This is a genomic window from Comamonas jiangduensis (assembly GCF_030162955.1).
GTDB classification, from domain to species: Bacteria; Pseudomonadota; Gammaproteobacteria; order Burkholderiales; family Burkholderiaceae_C; genus Comamonas; species Comamonas jiangduensis.
In genome coordinates, this window is record NZ_JARXOV010000062.1 from 1 (window position 1) to 369 (window position 369).

The 369-nt window shown below is 53.1% G+C and carries 1 pseudogene; it reads left to right on the forward strand.

Annotation, left to right across the window (positions count from 1 at the left end):
- Nucleotides 1-7: 7 nt before the first annotated feature.
- Nucleotides 8-369 (forward strand): annotated as a pseudogene (locus QEP12_RS16995) (IS5 family transposase); the annotation flags it as partial.

A 369-nucleotide genomic window follows, 5' to 3' on the forward strand; every position in this document is an offset into this window, starting at 1 on the left:
ATACGTTTTGACAGATCAACAATGGGCTCGTATGAGCCCATTTTGCTTAGGCAAGGTCGGAGACCGTGGCCGAAGCGGGACAGATAACCGATTGTTTGTAGAGGCAGTTTTGTGGATTGTTCGCACGGGCAGTCCATGGCGAGACTTGCCAGAACACTTCGGTAAATGGAACACCGTATTCAAACGCTTTCGCGATTGGGTGAAGGCCGATGTTTTTGTACGCCTGTTCGAAGCAGTCAGTGGCGAGCCTGACATGGAATACGCCATGGTGGATGCAACCATCGTACGTGTGCATCGACACGGCCAAGGTGCAAAAGGGGGACTTCGAGCCAGGCCATAGGTCGAAGTCGAGGCGGATTGACGACCAAC